Origin of the sequence: Ancylobacter terrae, assembly GCF_045108345.1 — a bacterium.
Classification (GTDB): domain Bacteria; phylum Pseudomonadota; class Alphaproteobacteria; order Rhizobiales; family Xanthobacteraceae; genus Ancylobacter.
The window spans coordinates 1-16018 of record NZ_JBJGXH010000002.1; the positions used below are offsets into that span (position 1 = coordinate 1).

General features: G+C 68.6%; 15 protein-coding genes. 9 read left to right on the forward strand and 6 right to left on the reverse strand.

Features of this window, described 5'->3' with window-relative positions; translation table 11 throughout:
* Positions 1-468: 468 nt before the first annotated feature.
* Both ACEUEL_RS14335 and ACEUEL_RS14340 read right to left on the reverse strand, forming a co-directional pair.
* Positions 469-672, reverse strand: coding sequence for a DUF1737 domain-containing protein (locus ACEUEL_RS14335; protein ID WP_405706804.1), 204 nt, complete (start codon positions 670-672; stop codon positions 469-471).
* A gap of 17 nt (positions 673-689) precedes the next feature.
* Positions 690-1574: an HpcH/HpaI aldolase/citrate lyase family protein gene (locus ACEUEL_RS14340; RefSeq protein ID WP_405706807.1), complete on the reverse strand. Its 885-nt coding sequence runs from the start codon at positions 1572-1574 to the stop codon at positions 690-692.
* A gap of 621 nt (positions 1575-2195) precedes the next feature.
* Here ACEUEL_RS14340 and ACEUEL_RS14345 point away from each other — a divergent pair.
* Both ACEUEL_RS14345 and ACEUEL_RS14350 read left to right on the forward strand, forming a co-directional pair.
* Positions 2196-3371, forward strand: a complete 1176-nt coding sequence (locus tag ACEUEL_RS14345) for an NAD(P)/FAD-dependent oxidoreductase (RefSeq protein WP_405706809.1) — start codon at positions 2196-2198, stop codon at positions 3369-3371.
* Between the two features lie 235 nt (positions 3372-3606).
* Complete coding sequence (locus ACEUEL_RS14350) at positions 3607-4512, forward strand: DUF429 domain-containing protein (protein WP_405706811.1); 906 nt, start codon at positions 3607-3609, stop codon at positions 4510-4512.
* A gap of 17 nt (positions 4513-4529) precedes the next feature.
* Here ACEUEL_RS14350 and cysC read toward each other — a convergent pair whose 3' ends face one another.
* Positions 4530-6470 carry an adenylyl-sulfate kinase gene (gene cysC, locus ACEUEL_RS14355; protein ID WP_405706814.1) on the reverse strand — a complete coding sequence of 647 codons (1941 nt, stop codon included), beginning with the start codon at positions 6468-6470 and terminating at the stop codon, positions 4530-4532.
* Between the two features lie 10 nt (positions 6471-6480).
* Positions 6481-7287, reverse strand: a complete 807-nt coding sequence (cysD, locus tag ACEUEL_RS14360; protein WP_405706816.1) for a sulfate adenylyltransferase subunit CysD — start codon at positions 7285-7287, stop codon at positions 6481-6483.
* A 137-nt stretch (positions 7288-7424) separates the two neighbouring features.
* Here cysD and ACEUEL_RS14365 point away from each other — a divergent pair, with 137 nt between their 5' ends.
* The 7 genes from ACEUEL_RS14365 to cysW all read left to right on the forward strand — a co-directional run bounded on the left by ACEUEL_RS14365 (position 7425) and on the right by cysW (position 13829).
* Complete coding sequence (locus ACEUEL_RS14365; protein WP_405706818.1) at positions 7425-7739, forward strand: DUF2849 domain-containing protein; 315 nt, start codon at positions 7425-7427, stop codon at positions 7737-7739.
* 43 nt (positions 7740-7782) lie between these two features.
* Entirely contained in the window at positions 7783-9438 is a 1656-nt protein-coding gene (locus tag ACEUEL_RS14370; RefSeq protein ID WP_405706821.1) for a nitrite/sulfite reductase, read from the forward strand.
* Positions 9425-9943, forward strand: a complete 519-nt coding sequence (locus ACEUEL_RS14375; RefSeq protein ID WP_405706824.1) for a DUF934 domain-containing protein — start codon at positions 9425-9427, stop codon at positions 9941-9943. The genes ACEUEL_RS14370 and ACEUEL_RS14375 overlap by 14 nt, the downstream gene beginning before the upstream one ends.
* Positions 9940-10695 carry a phosphoadenylyl-sulfate reductase gene (locus tag ACEUEL_RS14380; RefSeq protein ID WP_405706826.1) on the forward strand — a complete coding sequence of 252 codons (756 nt, stop codon included), beginning with the start codon at positions 9940-9942 and terminating at the stop codon, positions 10693-10695. The genes ACEUEL_RS14375 and ACEUEL_RS14380 overlap by 4 nt, the downstream gene beginning before the upstream one ends.
* Positions 10696-10867: 172 nt before the next feature.
* Positions 10868-11893 (forward strand): sulfate ABC transporter substrate-binding protein, encoded by a 1026-nt coding sequence (locus ACEUEL_RS14385; RefSeq protein ID WP_405706829.1) that lies wholly within the window; start codon positions 10868-10870, stop codon positions 11891-11893.
* Between the two features lie 206 nt (positions 11894-12099).
* Positions 12100-12909, forward strand: a complete 810-nt coding sequence (cysT, locus tag ACEUEL_RS14390) for a sulfate ABC transporter permease subunit CysT (protein ID WP_405707571.1) — start codon at positions 12100-12102, stop codon at positions 12907-12909.
* The gene (gene cysW / locus ACEUEL_RS14395) at positions 12906-13829 is read left to right on the forward strand and encodes a sulfate ABC transporter permease subunit CysW (protein ID WP_405706831.1); all 924 of its coding nucleotides are present in this window, start codon (positions 12906-12908) and stop codon (positions 13827-13829) included. Before cysT ends, cysW begins: the two co-directional genes overlap by 4 nt.
* A 71-nt stretch (positions 13830-13900) precedes the next feature.
* Here the strand turns inward: cysW and lpdA are convergent, their stop codons facing one another.
* Both lpdA and ACEUEL_RS14405 read right to left on the reverse strand, forming a co-directional pair.
* Positions 13901-15304 carry a dihydrolipoyl dehydrogenase gene (gene lpdA, locus ACEUEL_RS14400; RefSeq protein WP_405706833.1) on the reverse strand — a complete coding sequence of 468 codons (1404 nt, stop codon included), beginning with the start codon at positions 15302-15304 and terminating at the stop codon, positions 13901-13903.
* A 41-nt stretch (positions 15305-15345) separates the two neighbouring features.
* Complete coding sequence (locus tag ACEUEL_RS14405; RefSeq protein WP_405706835.1) at positions 15346-15987, reverse strand: LysE family transporter; 642 nt, start codon at positions 15985-15987, stop codon at positions 15346-15348.
* Positions 15988-16018 lie beyond the last annotated feature (31 nt).

Consider the following 16018-nt stretch of genomic DNA (forward strand, 5'->3'; position numbering starts at 1 on the left):
CTCCCGGAGATAACAGCGCCCGCAAGGACCCCGCCGCCTACGTCTCTCTTCCTTCTTCCAAACCTGTCAAACAGCCGGCGCCCGGAAGCGCCATGAGGCTTTCGCCTCTCCTATATGGGGACATCTCATCCCCACACCCTAAGGATAAACCCTCGGGCCGACCAAAACCCCTCGCCCGGCGAAGCCGGTCAATCCTGACCATTCGTCGTGAGGAGCTTCGGAGGAGCGCCAACCGGCCGTGCCGCGGCGCCCCGTCGATGGGGCGGTTTATAGGGGGGACCGCTCGTCCCTGTCAACACCCGTCGGCAGGAAAAATGACAGGCTGACGACGCTGTGAACAAGTCCCGCCATTTTCGTAAGAATGACTGACTTACCAATCACTTGGCGCCGCCGCGCCCGGGTCCGGCCGTTCTCGCCCCCGTTCCGGCCGCGAAAATCCCCGCCCGCCGGGCCCCCTCAGCGATTCGATCAGTGATCGGACAGAACCACCTCCTCGGACCACTCCCCGTCCACCTCCTTGACGATCGCCTGGCCGCAGATCACGCGGCCTTTCACCGGGTCGAAGGTGAGGGTCGGGTTCCCCTGCAGCTGCCAGCCCTTGTTGAGCGCGGCGGAGACCCGCTTGCAGAACGCCACGTCGTCCGGCCCGGTCAGGTAGCGGTAGAGCTTCATCGGCATTCCCCCAGCGTTCAGCCCCGCGCCGCGATGGCGTCGGCGAGCGCGATGCGCTTGCGGGCCATCTGCGCGTGCATGATCTCGAACATCCGCCCCTCGATCTGCACCACGCCCTTGCCGGCGTTCTCGGGCAGGTCGAACACCGCGACCAGCTTGCGCGCCTGCGCGATCTCGTCGGGCGGCGGCGAGAAGGCGGCGTTGCAGGGCTCGATCTGGTTGGGGTGGATCAGCGTCTTGCCGTCGAAGCCGAGCTCGGCCGCCTCCGCGCATTCGCGCCCGAAGCCCTCCTGGTCCTGGAAGGCGTTCCACACCCCGTCGACGATCTCGACCCCCCCGGCCCGCGCCGCGAGGATGGTGTGCGAGAGCCAGGCCAGCATCGGCGCCCGCCCGGGCACGATGCGCGTGCCGGTCTCCTTGGAGAGATCGTTGGTGCCGAGCACGAACATGGAAAGCCGGGTCTTCGGGTTGCGGGCGGCGAGCGCGATATCGAGCGCGCGCAGCACGCCGAGCGGCGTCTCGATCATCGCCCAGACCCGCAGCCCCGGCGCCGCGCCGAGCGCCTCGAGCTTATGGCCGAGAGCGATGAGCGTCTCGGGATCGGAGACCTTGGGGATCAGCACCGCGTCGGGCCCCGCCGCCACCGCCGCCGCGAGATCCTCCTCGAACCAGGGCGTATCGGTGCCGTTGGTGCGGATCACCACCTCGCGCGGGCCGAACCCGCCCGCCGTCACCGCCGCGGCCACCTGCGCGCGGGCCGCGGCCTTGGCATCGGGCGCCACCGCATCCTCGAGATCGAGGATCAGGCTGTCAGCGTTGAGCGTGCGGGCCTTCTCCAGCGCGCGGGCATTGGAGCCCGGCATGTAGAGCACGCTGCGGCGGGGGCGGATGGTCGAGCTCATGGGTCTTGATTCCGGCTTGGTCACGTTGGCGAGCATGTTCCGCAAATTTCGCCGCTTGGCGAGAGGAACATAGGGAGCAGAAGGGACGGCCGGCACACCCGGCGGTGTCTCCGGCGCCTTCCTGCCGCCGGTTCGCGCCGTCAGGCCCGGCCCTGTGCCGGGCACCCACGACTTGCCGCAGGGTTGTGCGGGACAGACATGGATGCCGGGACACGCCCGGCCATGACGAACATGAGCCGCAAGGCCTGCCTCTCCCCGCATCAAGCGCTGCGGCTGGCCGCCTCCTCCCCGTGTCATCCCGGATGGACGGAACGGCCGAGCCGGGACCGTCCCTCATCCCCGGGCTTGACCCGGGGACCCAGCCGATCCACCGGAGCCGAGGGACAGCGGGGTGGCCGGGACACGCCCGGCCATGAGGGCGAGAGCGCGGTTATCGCCGAGCCGCACGGAACGACGGGTCGGCCTCCGGGGAGCGCCGCCGCCGCGTCTCGACGGATACACCGCATGGCGCCCCGCCGGGCAGCCTCCCCGTCCCTCCTCCACCCCGACGGATTTCGCCCTTGCCGACGGCACCGCTCTGGCGGCACATCGGGGGCGCGAGCGCAGCACAGGCAGGCCGAGATGAGTGCAGACGAGACTTTCGACGTGGTGATCGTCGGCGGGGCGATCATGGGAGCGATGACCGCCTATTTCCTCACCCTCGACCCGGCCTTTTCCGGCCGCGTCGCGGTGATCGAGCGCGACGCCAGCTTCGCGCACTCCTCCACCACGCTGTCGGCCGCCTCGCTGCGCCAGCAATTCTCGATCCCCGAGAACATCCGCATGTCGCTGTTCGGGCTCGATTTCATCCGCACGGCGCGCGAGCGTTTCGGCGAGGAGGGCGAATGGGGCTGGCACGAGGGCGGCTATCTCATCCTCGCCAGCGCCGCCGGCCTGCCGATCCTCGACGCCAATCACCGCGTGCAGAAGGCCGAGGGCGCCGATATCGACCTGCTCGATGCGCAGGCGCTGGCGCGGACCTTCCCCTGGTTGCGGGTGGAGGATCTCGCCGCCGGTGCCTATGGCCGCTCCGGCGAGGGCTGGTTCGACGCCCACGCCTATCTCGCCGCCGTGCGCCGGGCGGCGAAGCGCCAGGGCGCGGTGCTGATCGACGGCGAGGTGAGCGCCATCGAGCGCGCGGCCGACCGCATCACCGGGGTTGTGCTGACGGACGGCCGCCGCATCGGCTGCGGCGCGCTGGTCAACGCCGCCGGTCCGCGCGCAGGGCGTGTAGCGGGGCTCGCCGGCATCGCCCTGCCGGTGGAGGGGAAGAAGCGCTGCGTCTTCGTCGTGCATTGCCGCACGCCGCTGCCGGGCCTGCCGCTGCTGGTGGACCCGACCGGCTTCTACATCCGCCCCGAGGGCGCCTATCATATCTGCGGCGCCCCTCCGCTCGGCGACGACCCGGACGCGGACGGCGATTTCGAGGTCGACTGGTCGGTGTTCGAGGAAGGCATCTGGCCGAACCTCGCCCATCGCATCCCGGCGATGGAGGAGCTGAAGCCCGTGCGCGCCTGGGCCGGGCATTACGAAATGAACCTGCTCGACCACAACGCGGTGATCGGCCCGCATCCCGAGGTGGCGAACTTCTATTTCCTGAACGGCTTCTCCGGCCACGGCCTGCAGCAGGCCCCCGCCGCCGGCCGCGCCATCGCCGAATGGATCACCCATGGCCGCTCGGTCTCGCTCGACCTCGCCGTCTTCGGCTATGAGCGCATCGCCGCCGGCCGGCCCCATGCGGAGCTGAACATCATCTGAGGCGGCCGCGCGGCAGGCTCGTCGCGGCCCGCACCGTGCGATGCGTCATCCCGGCCCCTCGGGTCTTGCCTTTGGCAAGCCCAAGGGCAGGCTCCGCGAAGCGAAGAGCCGGGATCGTCCGCCGGAAACCCGCAAGCGCTTCGCGAGCGATCCCGGATCGGCCCGCGGGCCGTCCGGGATGACGACATCTTGAGTCAGCATGTCCTCGCCTGCGGACGAAGAGGGAACCCCCGCCATGAGCCTGCTGCGCATCGCCGGCGTCGATGGCTGCCCCGGCGGCTGGGTCGCGGTGCGGGCCGAGATCCGGCTCGGCCCCGCGGCGGGGCCGGCTTCGGCCGGCGCGGGCGACGCGGCGGGGAGCGAGATGGGGGCGCCATCCCCCTTCCCGATCCGCCTCGCCGGCCCCGCTGGACGGACTGGTCATTCTGCACTCACTGTCCACCTCACTGCACTGACCATCCACGCCGTGCGGCTGACCCGGTTCGCTGAATTGTTCGAGAGCGAGGAGGCCCCGCAGGTCGTCGCCGTCGACATGCCGATCGGCCTGCCGGCGCGCACCGGCGCCAGGGGGCGCGCCCCCGAGCGGTTGGTGCGGCCCTTGCTCGGTGAGCGACAATCGAGTGTGTTTTCAATACCTTCGCGGGCAGCGGTCGAGGCCGGCGTCGCGCCCGGCGTGCCGGAGGACGAGCGCTACCGCAACGCCTGCGCCATCGCGCGGGCGACCTCGGAGACCGGCAGGGCGGTGGCCAAGCAGGGCTTCCACATCTTCCCGAAGATCGCCGAGATCGACGCGCTACTGCGGGAGAGGCGACAACTCGTTGATATCGTTTACGAATGTCACCCGGAAGTGGTGTTCTGGGCGATGAATGGCGGCGCGCCGCTGCCCCTCGCCAAGAAGGTGGCGAACCGCCCTCACCCGCCGGGGCTCGAATTTCGGCGCAAGCTTCTGGAAGACAAGGGTTTTCCGCCCGAACTCGTGAGCGCGACGGCGGCCCGGGCGCTGCGCGTCGGGCCCGACGATCTCGTCGACGCCGCCGCAAGTGCCTGGACCGCCTGCCGAATTGCCGCCGGGGTGGCGCTCGGCTTCCCCGACCCGCCGGAACGTGACGCCCACGGCATGCCGATCGCGATAAGGGTCTGATCCTTATCGCTATTTTGTCAAAGGCCGGCGTCGTCCGAACTGGTGCGGGCCGCCGCGATCACGCCCGCCTCGGCCAGCAGCCGCTCCAGCCGCTCGACCCCGGCGGCGACGTCCAGCCGGTCGGTCTCGATCACCAGCTCGGGCGCGACCGGGGCCTCGTAGGGCGCGTCGATGCCGGTGAAATCCTTTATTTCCCCGGCTCTTGCGCGGGCATAGAGCCCCTTGGGATCGCGCGCCTCGCACACCTCCAGCGGGGCGGTGACATGCACTTCGAAGAAGCGCTCGCCGACGATCTCGCGAACCCGCTGCCGCGCCGCGGCGGACGGTGACACCGCCGTCACGAGGACGATATTCCCGATGTTCTTCAGGACGTTGGCGACCTCGGCGAGGCGGCGGTTGTTCTCGGCGCGGTCGGCCTCGGAGAAGCCGAGATCGGCATTGAGGCCCGTGCGCAGCGTATCCGCATCGACCAGCGCCGGCTGGCCGCCGCGGTCGAACAGCCGCCGCTCCAGCGCCTTGGCGAGCGTCGACTTGCCCGAGCCGGACAGCCCCGTCAGCCACACCACCGCGCCGGAATGTCCATTTCGATCAAGGCGTTCGCGGGTCGAAATGGCGGAGGCGACCGGCGTGACGTTGCGCGCCGGCCGCGCCGCCTCGGCCCCCGCATCGGAAACCGAGATGACCAGCCCGCCACCGGCGATGCGCCCGCCGAACTCGAGCGCGATGCGCCCGGTCAACGGGTTGACGCCGTGCGGATCCGCCGCGATCGGCCGCGACAGCGCCAGCTCGATCTCCCCAACCTGATTGCGGCCGATGGCGCTCGCCTCGAAGGCGGAAAGCGCACCGGGATCAACCACATCGTGGATCACCGCCACGGTGGCGCGGGTCTCGGAAGTGGCGAGCCGGGCGGTCACCACGGTGCCCACCGCCAGCGGCTCGTCGGCCAGCCAGAACAGGCGGATGCGCAGCCGGCGCGCCGTGCGCGGCCGCGCCGCCGGGGTCGACAGGATCTCGCCGCGCTCGACGAAGATCTCTCGATCGAGCGTGATGCCGGTCGACGCACCGGCCCCCACCGAACGTGGAGCCTCGCCCGGCGCCGGCACCGGCCAGGTCTCGATCGAGCGCACCCTCGCGGTCTTGGCGGAGGGCTGGAACACCACCTCGTCGCCGACATTCAGCGTACCGGTCTCGATGCGGCCGGCAACGATGCGGCGGTCGTCGAATTTGTAGACCGCCTGCACCGGCATGCGCAGCGCCAGATCCGCCGGCGCGCGGGCCGGATCGAAACCGTCGAGCGCGGCCAGCACGGTCGGCCCGCCATACCACGGCGCCGGCACCGAGGCCGCCGAGACGCCGTCGCCGTCGCGGGCGGAGATCGGGATGACCGCCGAGGCCCGGACGCCGAGATTGTCGAGATAGGCGACGATTTCGTTCTCGATCGAGCGGAACACGGGCTCCTGCCAGCCGACGCGGTCCATCTTGTTCACCACCACGGCGACCTGCTTCACGCCGAGCAGGTGCAGCAGATAACCATGCCGCCGGGTCTGGTCGCGCACGCCTTCGGCCGCGTCGATGAGCAGCAGCGCCGCATCCGCCTGCGCCGCGCCGGTGATCATGTTGCGCAGGAACTCGGCGTGGCCTGGCGCGTCGATCAGAACGATGTCGCGCGATTCCGTCTTGAAGCGGATCTGGCTGGTGTCGATGGTGATGCCCTGGTCGCGCTCGGCCTGCAGGCTGTCGAGCAGGAACGACCATTCGAACGGCATGCCGCGCCGGGCGGAGATCGCCTTCAGCGAGTCCAGCTTCTGCGGGGTTATCCCGCCCGTCTCGAACAGCAGCCGCCCGATGAGGGTCGACTTGCCATGGTCGACATGGCCCACGATGACGATGCGCACCAGCGGACGGCTGTCCTCGGCGGTGGAGGAGCGAACGGCGTTCAGGTTCACGACGGTGGTCATGGCGTTGCCCTCACAGATAGCCGGCGACGCGCAGCCGCTCGAAGGAATCTTCGGCCTCGTGGTCCATCGCGCGGCCGGAGCGCTCCGGCACCGTGGTCTCGGCGAGTTCCGCGAGGATCTCGTCCACGGTCGATGCCGTGGAGGCGACGGGGAAGGTGATGTCCTTGTCGCCGAGCGAGCGGTACCGCTTGCCATCGCGCGAGAAATACAGCGGAATGACGGGAATTTGCTCCCGCTTGGTGTAGGCCCAGATATCGAGCTCGGTCCAATGCAGGATCGGGTGGACCCGCAGATGCGCCCCTGCCGGGAGCGTCGCGTTGAAATGGTCCCAGAACTCGGCCGGCTGTTCGCGCACGTTCCAGTCGCCTTCGAGGCCACGCGGGGAGAACACGCGCTCCTTGGCGCGGGTCGCCTCCTCATCGCGCCGGATGCCGGCGACGACCGCGTCGAAGCCGAATTTCTCCAGCGCCAGCTTCAGCCCTTCGGTCTTGCGGGCGGCGGAGCGCGTGGCGGGCGGCAGCGTGGGATCGATGCTCTCCAGCGGCGGGCAGGGCTCGACGCGCATGTCGAGGCCCCATTCGACCGATTTCGTATCCCGGAAGTCATACATTTCGGGAAACTTCTTGCCGGTATCGACATGCATGACCGGGAATGGCACATGGCCGAAGAAGGCCTTGCGCGCCAGCCAGATCATCACGTTGGAGTCCTTGCCGAGCGACCAGAGGAGCGCCATCCGCTTCATCCGGGCGAACGCCTCGCGGAAGATGTAGATGCTTTGGGCCTCGAGCTCGTCGAGACGTTCGTCGGCAGTGGACATGATGAGACCTGCGTTTCGGTCGTCGGTCACCCGCGGACCTAAATACACGTAAATTTCGTGCAATTTTTTCTTTTGCACGTTCTAAAATGGTGTTATGTGTCGATGACCCATCCGTCAACAGGAAATTGCCGCCGCCCATGACCTCGCCCCTGCAGCAGAAGATCAAGATCACCGGGCCGGTCGCGGTGACCGCCAACCGCCTGGGCGATGGCGCCGTGGTGTGGCGGACGACCCGCGGCGACTGGTCGACGCAGCTCGCCGACGCGGCGATCGTCACCACCGCGCCGGATGCGCTGAGCCTGCTGGAAGGCGCGCAGAAGCGCGACATCGATGCGGTCGGCGCCTATATTGCTCCCGTGCTGCGCGGCGACGACGGCTCGGTGCGGCCGGGCAACCTGCGCGAACAGATCCGGGTCGCCGGCCCCACCTTCGACCTGCCCGGCGCCGCCTGACGTGCCGAGCGGCACGTCCCGATAACGCAGAGAAACGCCTGCCATGTATGTCTACGACGAGTTCGACCGCACCTTCCTCGCCGAGCGCGTCGCGGAATTCCGCGACCAGGTCGAGCGCCGCCTCTCCGGCGCGCTGAGCGAGGACGAGTTCAAGCCGCTGCGGCTGATGAACGGCGTCTATCTGCAGCTCCACGCCTATATGCTGCGCGTCGCGATCCCCTATGGCACGCTGTCCTCGGCCCAGCTTCGCCGCATGGCGCATGTCGCGCGGACCTATGACCGCGGCTACGGCCACTTCACCACGCGCCAGAACATCCAGTTCAACTGGATCAAGCTCGAGGACCTGCCCGAGGCGATGGCCTCGCTGGCCGAGGTCGGCGTGCACGGCATCCAGACCTCCGGCAACTGCATCCGCAACGTCACCACCGACCAGTGGGCCGGCGCGACGCCGGAGGAGGTGGACGATCCGCGCCTGTGGGCCGAGATCCTGCGCCAGTACTCCACCGCGCACCCCGAATTCTCGTATCTGCCGCGCAAGTTCAAGATCGCCATTACCGCCGCCGGCCATGACCGCGCGGCCATCAAGGTCCACGATGTCGGGCTGCGGCTGCATCGCGGCGAGGCGGGCGAACTCGGCTTCGAGGTGCTGGTGGGCGGCGGCCTCGGGCGCACCCCCTTCATCGGCAAGTCGATCAAGCCGTTCCTGCCGGCGCAGCACCTGCTGAGCTACATCGAAGCGATCATGCGGGTCTACAACCAGTTCGGCCGGCGCGACAACATCTACAAGGCGCGCATCAAGATCCTGGTCCACGAGATCGGCGCGGAGGCTTTCGCGGCCGAGGTCGATAAGGAATGGGCCTCGATCCGCGACGGCGCGCTGAAGCTCGATGCGGAGATGATCGCCGACATCCGCCGCCGTTTCGTCTATCCCGATTTCGCCCCGCTCGCCGACGACCCGGCAGAACTGACCGCCGCGCTCGCCGATGCCCGCTTCGCCGAATGGCACCGCAACTCCGTGGCGCGCCACAAAGTGCCGGGCCACGCCATCGTGACGATCTCGCTGAAGCCGGTCGGCGCGCCTCCGGGCGACGCCACCGCGGAGCAGATGGACGTCGTCGCCGACCTCGCCGATCGCTACGGCTTCGGCGAGATCCGCGTCGGCCACGAGCAGAATCTCTGCCTTCCCTATGTCGCGCAGAAGGACCTGCCGGCGCTGTGGCATGCGCTGGACGCGGCCGGCCTCGCCACGCCGAACGTCAATCTGGTCAGCGACATCATCGCCTGCCCGGGCCTCGATTACTGTGCGCTGGCCAATGCCCGCGCCATTCCGGTGGCGCAGGAGATCGCCCGCCGCTTCGCGGACCAGGAGAAGGCGCGCGGCATCGGCCGGCTGCACGTCAACATCTCCGGCTGCATCAATGCCTGCGGCCACCACCATGTCGGCCATATCGGCATTCTGGGCGTCGAGAAGAACGGCCAGGAATTCTACCAGATCACCATTGGCGGGCGCGCCGACGAGCAGGCCCAGATCGGCACCCTGCTCGGACCAGCCGTGCCCTACGAGCAGGTCCCGGGCCTGATCGAGGACATCGTCGACGCCTATATGGAACTGCGGTCGGGTCCGCGCGAACTCTTCGTGGACACCGTGGCGCGACTTGGCGTCGAACCCTTCAAGGAGCGCGTCTATGCCACTCATTGAGAACGGCCGCCGCATCGAGGACCGCTTCGTCCGCGTCGCCGATGACGAAGCCCTGCCCGAGGGCGTTGCGGTGCTGGTGAGCGCCGACCGGCTCGTGACCGAAGGCGAGGCGCTGTTCACCCGCGGCACACCGATCGGCGTGGTCTGGCCGAACAACCGGCGGATCGAGGAGATCGCGCCGTGGCTCGACCGTCTCGCGCTCGTCGCTCTGGTGTTCCCCATCTTCCGCGACGGGCGCGCCTACAGCCAGGCCCGGCTGCTGCGCGAGCGCTTCGGCTGGCGCGGGCCGCTGCGCGCGACCGGCAACGTGCTGCGCGACCAGTTCCTGTTCCTCGTGCGCGCCGGCTTCGACCAGTTCGCCGTCACCAAGGAGGCCGATGTCGAGGCCTTCAACCCGGAAGTCCACAGCCACACGGTGTTCTACCAGCCGACCGGCGACGGGCGCCCGAGCCTGCTGCGGAGCCGGCTCGGGAGGGTCGCCGGACGCCGCGAGGCCGCGCGATGACCCAGGCTCTCTCGCCCGCGGATCTGGCGGCGGCGGGGCGGACCTCCCCGGCGTCTCCGGTCGATCCGGAGATCGCCGCTCTCGATTTGGCGCTGGCCGACGCGACGCCGACGCGCATCATCGCCGCGGCGGCCGAGACCGTTGGGACGGGGCGGCTGTGCCTGGTTTCCTCCTTCGGGACCGAGGCGGCGGCGCTGCTTGCCTATGTCGCGGAGGTCGACCGCTCGATCCCGGTCGTCTTTCTCGATACGGGCTGGCTGTTCGAGGAGACGCTGGCCTATCGCGACGACCTCGCCGCCCGGCTCGGCCTCACCGATGTGCGCTCGATACAGCCCGACCCGGCTGCGCTGGCAGCGAACGATCCCGGCCGCGACCTCTGGTTCTCCGACCCCGATGCCTGCTGCCGCATCCGCAAGGTGGAGCCGCTGGCGCGTGCCCTGAAGGGGTTCGACGGCTGGCTGAACGGGCGCAAGCGCTATCACGGCGGCACCCGCGCCGCGATTCCTGTCGTCGAGCGCGACGGCGCCCGGCTGAAGTTCAATCCGCTCGCCAATGCCGATCGCGAGGACATCGAGGGGGTCTATGAACGCCTCGGCCTGCCCCGGCATCCGCTGGTCGCGAAGGGGTTCGGCTCGGTCGGCTGCATGCCCTGCACCAGCCGGTCGGAAGCGGGCGAAGGCGTGCGCGACGGTCGCTGGCGCGGCCGCGGCAAGACCGAATGCGGCATCCACACCATGGCGCTCAAGGGCTGAGCGGCGGCGCCGCGCCTCGATGGGCTGCGTCACGCGCCAATTCTACAGCTAGAAAGCGTTATAAGATATAAATCTACTATAGATATGTATTTTATGTTGACTTGCGTCCCGGGCATGTGAAAACTCCAGGCAACCTGAAGCGCCGTCACGGCCGCCAATCGAGGAGAGATCCATGAACCGCCTGTTCGCCCGCCGCGATCTGGCCCGCTTCGCCACCGCCGCGCTGGTCGCGGTGACGCTGGCCCCGGTCGCCGCCCGCGCCGCCGACGTCAATCTGCTGAACGTCTCCTACGACCCGACCCGCGAGCTCTACGTGCAGGTCAACAAGGCCTTCGGCGAGAAGTTCAAGGCCGAGGCCGGCAAGACCATCGAGATCAAGCAGTCGCATGGCGGCTCGGGCAAGCAGGCCCGCTCGGTGATCGACGGCCTCGAGGCCGATGTGGTGACGCTGGCGCTCGCCTATGACATCGATGCCATCGCCGACAAGGGCTTCCTCGCCAAGGACTGGCAGGCCCGCCTGCCGCAGAATTCCTCGCCCTACACGTCGACCATCGTGTTCCTCGTGCGCAAGGGCAACCCGAAGGGCATCAAGGACTGGGACGACCTGCTGAAGCCGGACGTCAAGGTCGTCACGCCGAACCCGAAGACCTCCGGCGGCGCCCGCTGGAACTACCTCGCCGCCTGGGCCTATGCCCTGAAGCACAACGGCAATGACGAGGCCAAGGCCAAGGCCTTCGTCGCCAACCTGTACAAGAACGTGCCCGTGCTCGACACCGGCGCGCGCGGCTCCACCGTCACCTTCACCGAGCGCGGCGTCGGCGACGTGCTGCTCGCCTGGGAGAACGAGGCGTTCCTGTCCAAGAAGGAGTTCGGCGAGGACAAGTTCGACATCGTCGTGCCCTCGCTCTCCATCCTCGCCGAGCCGCCGGTCGCGGTGGTCGACAAGGTGGTCGACAAGAAGGGCACCCGCGCGGTGGCCGAGCAGTACCTGAAGTTCCTCTACACCAAGGAGGGCCAGGAGATCGCCGCGCAGAACTTCTATCGCCCGCGCGACCCCGAGGTCGCCGCGAAATTCGCCAAGGTGTTCCCGAAGGTCGATCTCGTGACCATCGACGACCCGGCCTTCGGCGGCTGGCGCAAGGCGCAGAAGACCCATTTCGAAGACGGCGGCGTGTTCGACCAGATCTACGCGAACTGACGCCCTCTTCCCCACGCGTTCCCGAGAGCGATCCCGACAGCGATCCGCTCGACTTGCGCCGGACCTCCCGCGGGTCCGGCGCTTCTTTGCTGAAAATCGACCCGACGCCACGGAGCCGGAGCTTGAGCGACCTCACCTTGTCCGACCGCCTTCCGGAGGGGGCGTCGCCGCGCCCGGTCGCCCGGTCGTGGCGGGCCTACAGCATCATCCCCGGCTTCGGGCTGACGATGGGTCTCACCGTGTTCTGGCTGTCGCTGATCGTGCTGATCCCGCTCGGCGCGCTGTTCCTGAAAACGGCCGAACTGACCCCCGAACGCATCGTCGCCATCCTCACCGCGACCCGCACGCTGAACGCGCTGAAGGTGTCGTTCGGCCTGTCGCTCGCCGCCGCGACCATCAATCTCGTCATCGGCGCGGTCATCGTCTGGGCCCTTGTGCGCTACGACTTTCCGGGTCGACGCCTGCTTGATGCGCTGGTCGACATTCCTTTTGCCCTGCCGACCGCGGTGGCCGGCATCGCGCTGACCACGCTCTATGCCGAGAATGGCTGGATCGGCTCCTGGTTCAGCCTGATCGGCGTGAAGATCGCCTTCACCCCGCTCGGTATCCTCATCGCCATGGTCTTCATCGGCCTGCCCTTTGTGGTGCGGACCGTCCAGCCGGTGCTGGAGGATCTCGACCATGAGCTGGAGGAGGCGGCCGCGACGCTCGGCGCCTCGCGCTGGACCACCATCCGCCGCGTGGTACTGCCTGCCGTGCTTCCCGCCGTCCTCACCGGCTATGCGCTCGCCTTCGCCCGTGCCGTCGGCGAATACGGCTCGGTGATCTTCATCGCCGGCAACCTGCCGAACGTGTCGGAAATCGCGCCGCTGCTGATCGTCATCCGGCTCGAGGAGTTCCGCTACGCCGACGCGACGACGATCGCCTCGGCGATGCTGGTCGCCTCCTTCCTGCTGCTCTTCGTCATCAACGCGCTGCAGCGCTGGTCGCAATCCCGCACCGGGAGGCTTGCATGAGCGCCGTACTCGACAGCGGCCTGCGCGAGGCCGAACTGCCCTTCACCTCGGCGCTGACGCCCCCCGCGAGCGCGCAGTCGCCGGGCGGGCGCGACGATATACGCGGCGAGGCGGCGGGCGTGAAATGGGCGCTCGTCGCCCTCGCCGCCCTCTTCATCGGCCTGTTCATCCTGCTGCCGCTGCTGAACGTGTTCGTGCAGGCGTTCTCCAAGGGCTGGAACGCCTACGTCGCCGCGCTCATCGATCCGGACGCGCTGGCCGCCATCGAACTCACCCTGCTGGTGGCGGCGGTCTCGGTCACCGCGAACACGGTGATGGGCCTCGTCGTCGCCTGGGCGATCACCAAGTTCAGCTTTCCAGGCAAGAGCGCGCTGATCACCCTTATCGACCTGCCCTTCTCCGTGTCGCCGGTGGTGGCCGGCCTCGTCTATGTGCTGCTGTTCGGCGCGCAGGGCTATTTCGGCCCCTGGCTCTCCGATCACGGGATCAAGATCATCTTCGCCTGGCCGGGCATCGTGCTGGCGACCGTCTTCGTCACCTTCCCCTTCGTCGCCCGCGAGCTGATCCCGCTGATGCAGGAGCAGGGCACCAGCGAGGAGGAGGCGGCGGTGACGCTCGGCGCCTCGGGGTGGCGGATCTTTTTCCGCGTGACGCTGCCCAACATCAAATGGGCGCTGCTCTACGGCGTGCTGCTCTGCAATGCGCGGGCGATGGGCGAGTTCGGCGCGGTCTCGGTGGTCTCCGGCCATGTCCGCGGCGAGACCAACACCATGCCGCTGCACGTCGAGATCCTCTACAACGAATACCAGTTCCAGGCGTCCTTCGCCGTCGCCTCGCTGCTCGCCTTCCTCGCGGTGATCACGCTGTTCGCCAAGACCGTGCTGGAAGCGCGCCTCGGCGGGCAGTCGCGCGGCCACTGATCGTCGCACGGCGCACAAACAAAAAGGCCGGGCACCCGCCCGGCCTTTTGCATGGGTCGCGACGCTCGCGCTCACATGTGGATGGAGCGCTTCTCCACCGCCATCGCCGCTTCCTTCACCGCCTCCGAGCGGGTGGGATGGGCGTGGCAGGTGCGGGCGAGATCCTCGGAGGAACCGCCGAACTCCATCAGCACCGCCGCCTCGTGAATCAGTTCGCCGGCCTCGACGCCGATGATGTGGACGCCCAGCACGCGGTCGGTCGCCGCATCCGCCAGCACCTTCACGAAGCCGTCGGTCTCGTCGTTCGCCTTGGCGCGGCCATTGGCGAGGAAGGGGAACTTGCCGACCTTGTAGGCGATGCCGGCGTCCTTCAGTTCCTCCTCGGTCTTGCCGACCGCCGCCACTTCCGGCGAGGTGTAGACCACCGCGGGAATGACGTCGTAGTTCACGTGCCCCGCCTGCCCGGCGAGGAGCTCGGCGATGGCGACGCCCTCGTCCTCCGCCTTGTGCGCCAGCATCGGCCCGGCGATGGCGTCGCCGATGGCGAAGATGCCGGGCACGTTGGTGCGGAAATAGTGATCGGTGACGATGCGCCCGCGCTTGTCGGTCTCGACGCCGAGCGCCTCCAGCCCCAGCCCCTCGGTGTAGGGCACGCGGCCGATGGCGACCAGCACGACGTCGGCCTCCAGCGTCTCGGCCGTGCCGCCGGCGGCGGGCTCCACCGAGACCTTCAGCGTATCGCCCGAGCTGTCGACGCCGGTCACCTTGGCGCCGAGCTTGAACTCGATGCCCTGCTTCTGGAGGATGCGCTGGAAGGACTTGGCGACATCGAGGTCCATGCCCGGCAGGATGCGGTCGAGGAACTCGACCACGGTCACCTGCGCGCCGAGCCGGCGCCACACGCTGCCGAGCTCCAGCCCGATCACCCCGGCGCCGACCACGATGAGCTTGCCCGGCACCTTGGGGAGCGCGATCGCGCCGGTGGAGGAGACGACGCGGGTCTCGTCGATGGCGATGCCCGGCAGCTTCGCCACATCCGAGCCGGTGGCGATGACGATCGCCTTCGCCTCGATGGTCTGCTTCGAGCCGTCCTCGGCCGTCACCTCGACCTTGCCGGGGGCAAGGATGGCGGCGGTGCCGCGATAGGGCGTGATCTTGTTCTTCTTGATCAGGAAGTCGACGCCCTTGGTGTTGCCCTCGACCGCCTTGTCCTTGAACGCCAGGAAGGCGGCGTGGTCGAGCTTGGGCGGCTCCACCACGATGCCGAGCTTGGCAAAATTATGCGCCGCCTCCTCGAAGAGATGCGAGGCGTGCAGCAGCGCCTTCGAGGGAATGCAGCCGATGTTGAGGCAGGTGCCGCCGAAGGTGGCGCGCTTCTCCACCACCGCGACCGAGAGCCCGAGCTGCGCCGCCCGGATGGCGCACACATACCCGCCCGGGCCGGTACCGATGACGATGAGATCGTAGGAGGACATTGGCGGTTCCTTTGGGCGGTGCCGTGACGTCTCGTGAGGGATCAGCCGGCCTTCTGGACGGCGAGGCGCATGCCGAGCAGGACGAAAGCCGCCCCGGTCACGCGGTTGAACCAGCGCCCGCACGCCTTGAAGCGACGGCGCACGGCAGGATTGGTGAAGAACAGCGTGACCGCGGCGAACCACAGGATCAGCGCGCTGGCCATGCCGATCCCGTAGAGGAACGAGATGGCGACCGGCGTCTCGGGGCTGACCAGCGTGGCGAACAGCGAAAGAAAGAACAGGACTGGCTTCGGATTCAACGCATTGGTGAGGAACCCAGCGCCGAAACAGGCCGGCAGCGACATGACGCGCCGCCCGTCGGCTTCGGCGGCGAGCGCCCCCTCGTCGATGTCGAGCGGCTTCTCGAAGAACGATTTCACGCCGAGATAGAGGAGATAGGCGACGCCGAGCCACTTGATCAGCGCGAACAGCGCCAGCGATTTCGACACGATGAGCCCGAGGCCGAGCAGCGTGTAGCTGATGTGGAACAGCAGCGACGCGCCGATGCCGAAGCTGGTGACGAGCGCCGCGCGCCGGCCATGCACGACGCTCTGGCGCACGACGAGGGCGAAATCCGCCCCCGGCGCGACGATCACCACCGCGAATACGGCCATCAGCGCCGCGAATTCGCTCACATAGTTCATCGTGTCCTCCGCCGGGCCGGCGCCCGGATCA

What these genes read in the sequence shown, in the direction of transcription:
- ACEUEL_RS14335 (WP_405706804.1), bottom strand. Translation starts at nt 672, where the DNA reads ATGAAGCTCTACCGCTACCTGACCGGGCCGGACGACGTGGCGTTCTGC.
- ACEUEL_RS14340 (WP_405706807.1), bottom strand. Translation starts at nt 1,574, where the DNA reads ATGAGCTCGACCATCCGCCCCCGCCGCAGCGTGCTCTACATGCCGGGC.
- ACEUEL_RS14345 (WP_405706809.1), top strand. Translation starts at nt 2,196, where the DNA reads ATGAGTGCAGACGAGACTTTCGACGTGGTGATCGTCGGCGGGGCGATC.
- ACEUEL_RS14350 (WP_405706811.1), top strand. Translation starts at nt 3,607, where the DNA reads ATGAGCCTGCTGCGCATCGCCGGCGTCGATGGCTGCCCCGGCGGCTGG.
- cysC (WP_405706814.1), bottom strand. Translation starts at nt 6,470, where the DNA reads ATGACCACCGTCGTGAACCTGAACGCCGTTCGCTCCTCCACCGCCGAG.
- cysD (WP_405706816.1), bottom strand. Translation starts at nt 7,287, where the DNA reads ATGTCCACTGCCGACGAACGTCTCGACGAGCTCGAGGCCCAAAGCATC.
- ACEUEL_RS14365 (WP_405706818.1), top strand. Translation starts at nt 7,425, where the DNA reads ATGACCTCGCCCCTGCAGCAGAAGATCAAGATCACCGGGCCGGTCGCG.
- ACEUEL_RS14370 (WP_405706821.1), top strand. Translation starts at nt 7,783, where the DNA reads ATGTATGTCTACGACGAGTTCGACCGCACCTTCCTCGCCGAGCGCGTC.
- ACEUEL_RS14375 (WP_405706824.1), top strand. Translation starts at nt 9,425, where the DNA reads ATGCCACTCATTGAGAACGGCCGCCGCATCGAGGACCGCTTCGTCCGC.
- ACEUEL_RS14380 (WP_405706826.1), top strand. Translation starts at nt 9,940, where the DNA reads ATGACCCAGGCTCTCTCGCCCGCGGATCTGGCGGCGGCGGGGCGGACC.
- ACEUEL_RS14385 (WP_405706829.1), top strand. Translation starts at nt 10,868, where the DNA reads ATGAACCGCCTGTTCGCCCGCCGCGATCTGGCCCGCTTCGCCACCGCC.
- cysW (WP_405706831.1), top strand. Translation starts at nt 12,906, where the DNA reads ATGAGCGCCGTACTCGACAGCGGCCTGCGCGAGGCCGAACTGCCCTTC.
- lpdA (WP_405706833.1), bottom strand. Translation starts at nt 15,304, where the DNA reads ATGTCCTCCTACGATCTCATCGTCATCGGTACCGGCCCGGGCGGGTAT.
- ACEUEL_RS14405 (WP_405706835.1), bottom strand. Translation starts at nt 15,987, where the DNA reads ATGAACTATGTGAGCGAATTCGCGGCGCTGATGGCCGTATTCGCGGTG.